We start from the raw sequence: 6,234 nt of genomic DNA, 5'->3' as shown, positions 1-6,234 counted from the left end.
CCCCCGACTCGAACCGCGACACCCACACCTCGATGCGGGTCCCCGGCCCGGACGCGCGGGGGGCGCGGGCCGTGCCTCGGGCGCCGCCGGCGAGCTCGTCCGGGCCGGGGACCCGCATCGAGGTGTGGGTGTCGCGGTTCGAGTCGGGGGCGGCTCCGGGGACGAGTGGGACCGCGCCCCGGCGGGGGGCCCTGGGGGACGGGTCCGGCGCGGGCTCCTCCTCGGCCTCCTCCGGCAGCGGCTCCGTGTCCGGCTCGTCCACGTCCAGCGGCGGCATGCCCGCCACCAGCGGCTGCAGCTCCCGCAGGCGCGCGGCCAGCTCGGAGGCGCGCAGGCGGGACGCGGGCGCCTTCGCCAGGCACTGGACCATGAGCTGCCACAGCTCGTCCGGGATGCCGGGGAGGGGGACCACCGTCTCCGTGACGTGGCGGCGGAGCACCGCGCCCGGGTGACCGCCGCCGAAGGGTGTGAAGCCCGCCAGGAGTTCGTACAGGACCGTCGCGAGGGCGTAGATGTCCACCGCCGCGCGCGGGGGCAGGCCCTCGATGATCTCGGGGGCGAGGTAATCCGGTGTGCCGATGATCTTTGTCGCGCGCGTGCGGCGCGGGGAGTCGATCAGCTTGGCGACGCCGAAGTCCGTCAGGAGCGCCGGGTGCGAGCCGCCGGGGCCCAGCGGACCCTGCATGTCCAGGAGTACGTTCTCCGGCTTCACGTCACGGTGCACGATCCCCGCCGCGTGCGCCGCCGCGAGCCCGTCCGCGACGTCCGCGACGATCGCCACGGCCGCCTCCGGAGCGAGCCTGCGCTCGCGGTCCAGGCGGGTGCGCAGGTCGGTGCCGCGGACCAGATCCATGACCAGGGCGAGGTCGTTGCCGTCGACCACCAGGTCGTGGACGCCCACCACGCGCGCGTGGTCGAGGCTGAGGAGCGCCGTGCGCTCCTGGACGAAGCGGCCGACGAGCTCCTGGTCGGACGCCAGGTCCTCGCGCAGCAGCTTGATGGCGACGGGACCCTCGGGCCCCTCGCCGAGCCACACCGTGCCGGCGCTGCCCCGACCAAGGATCTGGTGGGCGGTGTACCGGCTGCCGATCTTGCGTGCCAAGACTGCTCCTACGGATGCGTGTTGGCGACAAAACTACGCGGCCTCGACGCCAACCTTCACTCCAGGAGCAGAAATCACCCCACAGGTGTCGACAAATCCCCAGAGTCGGGAGGGGATTCGTCCATCCCTGACAGCAGAGCTGTTAATTACCGCTAATTGGCGCCCAGTTTCCCTATCCAGCCGGAGACCGAGTCGTACCAGTCGGTGAGCTGGTCCCAGTACCCCTTCGTCGTACCGATCCACTCCTGGAGCGGGCTCAGCTCCCAGACGAGCCAGCTCGCCACGAAGAGGATGACGATGGTGAACAGGCACCCCTTGAGGCAGCCGAGACCCGGGATCTTCATCGGGTTCGCGCTGCGCTGCCTCGGCTCGCGGGGCGCGCGCCCGGCGGGCGGCTGCTGGGGCGGTGCCTGCTGCGGCGGCGCAGCGTACTGGCGCGGCTGCTGGGGCTGCGGCGCCGGGGCGTACTGCTGCGGACGCTGCTGCTGCGGCGCGTACTGCTGGGGGCGCTGCGGCTGCTGCTGGGGGCGGGCCACCTGGCGCTGGGGGCGGCGGCGCAGCGGGTCCTGGTTCGGGTCCAGGTACTGGACCTGGGTCTGTTCGTTGCGGTCGCGGGCCGCCCGCATCTGGTTCTGCCAGGGGTGCGGGTCGTCGGGGTTCGCGCCGGGCTGGTTGGACGGCACCGGCGGCATGACGGCCGTCGGGTCGGCGTCCCCAGGACCGGGACCGGGACCGGCGCCGGGACCGCCGGTGTTCTGCATGACGCTCGTCGCGGCGTTCGGGTCGTACGATCCCGCGTTGCTCGGCAGGACCTGGGTGGGGTCGGCGGCCCCGGCCGTCCCCGGCACCGTCGCGGGCGCCGGATCGGGCATCAGGAGGGCGCCCACGCCCTCCGCGGCGGCGATCTGCGCGCTGGACGCGTGCACACCGACGCCCTCGGCGACGGCACGCAGGCCGCGCGCGAGGTTCTCGGCGCTGGGGCGGTGGTCCGGGTTCTTGCTGAGGCAGCGCTCTATGACCGTCCACAGCGGGTCCGGGACCGTGGAGGGGCGGCGCGGTTCGGCGCTCAGGTGCTGGTGCAGGACTTCGAGGGCCGAGCCGCCGGAGAACGGCGGCTGACCGGTGACCAGCTCGTACAGCAGGATGCCCGCGCCGTAGATGTCGACCGCGCTGGTCTGCGGGCGGCCCTCGGCGGACTCGGGCGCCACGTACGCGGGCGTGCCGACGAATTCGTGGGTGCGGGTCAGGCCCGGGGAGTCGGCGAGGCGCGCGATGCCGAAGTCGGTGAGCATCGGGTGCATCGCCCCGCCGTCGGCCCCGCCGTCCTGCTTGAGCAGGACGTTCGCGGGCTTCAGGTCGCGGTGCACGACGCCGTCCGCGTGGCTCGCGGCCAGCGCGTCGGCGATCTGCGCGGTCATCAGGGCCGCGGCGACCGGCGTGAACGGGCCGTTCTCGCGGAGGTAGCGGTGCAGGTCCGGGCCATCGACCAGGTCCATGACGAGGGCGAGGAGATCGCCCTCGACGACGAGGTCACGGGTCCGCACGATGTTCGGGTGCGTGAGCCTGAGCAGGACGGAGCGCTCCCGGAGGAAGCGCATCACGACGTCCGCGTCGTTGGCGAGCTCTTCCTTGAGGACCTTGATCGCGACGGTCTCGCCGGGCTGGCCGGGGACGGCCGCCTCGGCACCCGCGGTCTCGCGCTGGCGGGCTCGCCAGACGGTGCCCGTGGCGCCGCGCCCGAGCGGCTCCTCGAGCAGGTACTTGCTGCCTACCGGCCGCACGTCATGCGCTCCCTGCTGATCTGGCTGGTCATGTCCGGACCCGGCTGCCCGCCGGAGGGTGTTCCGACCCACTGTAATGCCGCCGAACGGGGCACCGGCGGGTCACATTCCGTGCCCGGCCCCGAGGTGTCCGGATCGTTGTTCGGTGGAAAGACGCCCGACCAGGGTCGTTGGTTGCCGGGTGGCGGCGAATTGACCTCCGTCACCGGCAGCCGGCCGTTGATCGCAACGGTCCAAGCAGGCACTTTTCCGAGCAGAGCCGACCAATCAAGATCACTTACCGGTGGCCGCCGGGCGTGTTGTCAGTGGCAGGTGCGAGGATGCTTTCCTGATACTGGCCGACGTGCCCGTGTGTGGTGGGGGAATCACAGCGCGAGTCCCCCTGCCCGGCGGCAAGGGCAGAAGGGACCGCTGACGGCGATGCAGATCCGGCTGACCGTCCTCGGGCCGCGCAGCGGCCAGACCGAGCCCCAAGGCGGCCCCGCGCGCGGGGCCTGTGACGTGCTGGTGACCGCCCCCGCAGGGACCGCGCTCGCCGCCGTCGCCTCCGGCCTCGCATCGGCCGTCGCGGGCGGCGAAGGACCCCTGGTCCTGTACGCGGACGCGGAGCGGCTCGACGCGCAGCGCAGCACCCTCGGCGAGCCCCCGCTGATCGACGGAGCGGTGCTCTCGCTCGGCTCCCCCGCCGAGCCGGGGCCCGAACTGGCGGGCGCGGCAGCCCAGTTGCACGTGGTGGCGGGCCCGGACGCGGGCGGTGTGCACCTCCTGCACGGCGGGCAGATCCGCATCGGCCGCTCGGCGGACGCGGACGTCCCCCTCGACGACCCGGACGTCTCCCGGCTGCACTGCGCGGTCACGCTCGGCCCGGACGGCCAGGTGACCGTGACGGACCTGGGGTCCACGAACGGCACGACGGTGGACGGCCGCGAGATCACCCGGCGCCCGGTCCGCCTCTCCCCCGGCTCCCTGCTGCGGCTCGGCGAGTCCGCGCTGCGGCTCACCGGCGGGGACGGCGTGGGCGGTGCGCCGGCGACGGCTCCGGACGGCGAGGGGCACGTGCGCGTGCGGACCGCCCAGGACACCGACGCCCCGCAGACCCCACCCCAGTCGGCCACCCCCTCCGAGAGCACACACCACACGTACGGCACCGCGGGGTGGGGCGCCTCCGGCGGGGACGGCCAGGACAGCGGGGACGGCCAGGACAGCGGGGACAGCGAGGACGGGGCGTACGGCACGCATGCGTACGGGCAGACATCGGTCACCGACCTGCCGCTCGTGCCCCAGCAGGGCGGTGCCCCCGACGCCGAGCGGACCCGTGCCGGGACGCCCCCGCGCGGGACGACCGTGCCGCGCGGCCTGCGCAAGCGGGGCGGCCTCTCGGCGTGGGCCCGGCGGCTCACCGGAGGCCGGGACGACGAGCACGCGTCGGCCGACCACGACGAGTACGACGCGGCGTACGGCCCCGGCTCCCCGGAACCGGCAGGTCCCACCCCCGAGGACCTCGCGGTGGCTGCCGCCGCGCGCACCCCGGAGTCCTGGCCCGACCCCGCGGCCCTGCTGCTCACCGCGCTCGGCCCCGGCCCCCGCCTCTGGGAGCGCGGCCCCGGCCACCCCGAGGCGCTCACGGTCCGCCTCGGCACGGTCGACAGGGCGGCGCCGGACGACCGCGGACTGCTGCCCGCCGTCCCCGTGACGGTGAGCCTGCGGGAAGCGGGCGCGCTCGGCCTCGCCGGACCGCGCGAGCGGCTGCCGGGCCTCGCCCGCGCGGTCGTCGCCCAGCTCGCGGCGCTGCACTCCCCCGACACCCTGGAGATCGTGCTCCTGAGCACGGACCGCACGCGGCCCGCGCCGGAGCGCGTCGCCGAGTGGTCCTGGCTCGGCTGGCTCCCTCACTTGCGGCCCACCCACGGCCAGGACTGCCGCCTCCTCCTCGCCTACGACCGCGAGCAGGCCCTGGCCCGTACGGACGAGCTGACGCGCCGCCTGGACGATCACCTGGCGGACTCCTCCGGTACCGGCCGTTCCGAGCCCGGCGGCGGGCCCTGCGCGCGCACCGTCGTCGTGGTGGACGGCGACCCCGGGGCCGCCGGGCTGCGGGAGGCCGTGGTGCGGCTCGCGCGGGACGGGGCCGCGGCCGGCATCCATGTCGTCTGCATCGCCGAGACCCCGGCCGCCTCGCCCGCGTCCCCGGTGTCGGCGACGTACGAAGCGGCCTGCTCGGTGTCGCCCGCCTTCCGTGCCTGCGGTGCGGTCGCGCTGCTCAGCGGTGACGTGGCGACGGCGCTGCGGCTGCTGCGCACGGTGGACGGGCAGCCGGCGGGGCACGGGACGGTCGCTGCGGTGGACGCGGTGTCGCAGGCCTGGGCCGAGCGGTTCGCCCGCGCGCTGGCTCCTTTCCGTACGGACGGGGCGCCCGGAGACGGGCACGCGCGCGTGTCCGCGCCGTTGCCCCAAATGGCGCGGCTGCTCGACGAGTTGGGGCTCGCCCGTGCCACGCCCGCGTCCCTGATGGCGCGGTGGGCCGCGGCCGCCGACGATCCCGAGGCGCTTGGCGGGCGGGCCTGGACGGTGCTGGGGGCGGGGCCGCGCGGTCCCGTGGTCGTGGATCTCGCCGCCGAGGGCCCGCATCTGCTGGCCGAGGGGCCCGCGGGGAGCGGCCGCACGGAACTGCTGCGGTCCGTCGCCGCGTCGCTGGCCGCCGCCGAGCGGCCCGACCGCCTCGGGATCGTGCTGATCGACGGGCGGGACAGCACGGGGAGCGGGAGCAGTGGGACGAGCGGGGGGAACGTACGGCTCGGTGAAGGTCTTTCCTCCTGCACCGATCTGCCGCACGTCACCACGCATCTCGCCGCCAACGACCCGGTCCGGATGCGGGAGTTCGCGCAGTCACTGACGGCCGAGCTGAAGCGGCGGGCGGAGTTGCTCGGGCGCCTTGGATTCGCCGAATGGCACACGCAGCGGGAGGTCTCTGGGCGGCTGGTCTCGCAGCGCGCGGGGGCGACCGCGGCCGCCTCCGGTGACGGGGATCTTGATCCGCCGCCGAGTTCCACGATGCGGCTGCGGCCGGCCGCCGCGCGGAAGGGGGCCGAGCCGGGGCCGCCGCTGCCTCGGCTCGTCGTGCTCGTCGACGACTTCGACGCGCTGCTCTCGCCCGCGCTCGGGTCGCCGGGGCGGCCTGCCGCGGGGTCGGTCGTGCGGGCGCTTGAGGCTGTGGCGCGGGACGGGGAGCGGCTGGGGGTGCATCTGGTGGCCACGGCGGGGCGCAGTGAGCGGACTCCGGAGACGGAGTTGGGGCAGCGGGCGGCGCTGCGGATCGTTCTGGACGCGGTGTCTCCCGGGGCGGAGGAACCC

3 protein-coding genes are annotated in these 6,234 nt (G+C 75.2%); 1 reads left to right on the top strand and 2 read right to left on the bottom strand.

The features are described from left to right. Both E2651_RS40090 and E2651_RS40085 read right to left on the bottom strand, forming a co-directional pair. Window positions 1-1,102: serine/threonine-protein kinase (locus E2651_RS40090; RefSeq protein ID WP_135336205.1), on the bottom strand; the 1,102-nt coding region annotated here is incomplete at its 3' end. Window positions 1,103-1,254: 152 nt separating this feature from the next. Next, window positions 1,255-2,883, bottom strand: coding sequence for a serine/threonine-protein kinase (locus E2651_RS40085; protein ID WP_135336204.1), 1,629 nt, complete (start codon window positions 2,881-2,883; stop codon window positions 1,255-1,257). A 420-nt stretch (window positions 2,884-3,303) separates the two neighbouring features. Here E2651_RS40085 and E2651_RS40080 point away from each other — a divergent pair. Then, window positions 3,304-6,234, top strand: a 2,931-nt coding sequence (locus E2651_RS40080; protein WP_135336203.1) for an FHA domain-containing protein, incomplete at its 3' end; no start/stop codon positions are given.

The organism is Streptomyces sp. MZ04 (assembly GCF_004684775.1).
GTDB lineage: Bacteria > Actinomycetota > Actinomycetes > Streptomycetales > Streptomycetaceae > Streptomyces.
This window is presented reverse-complemented; position numbering and strand designations above follow the sequence as displayed.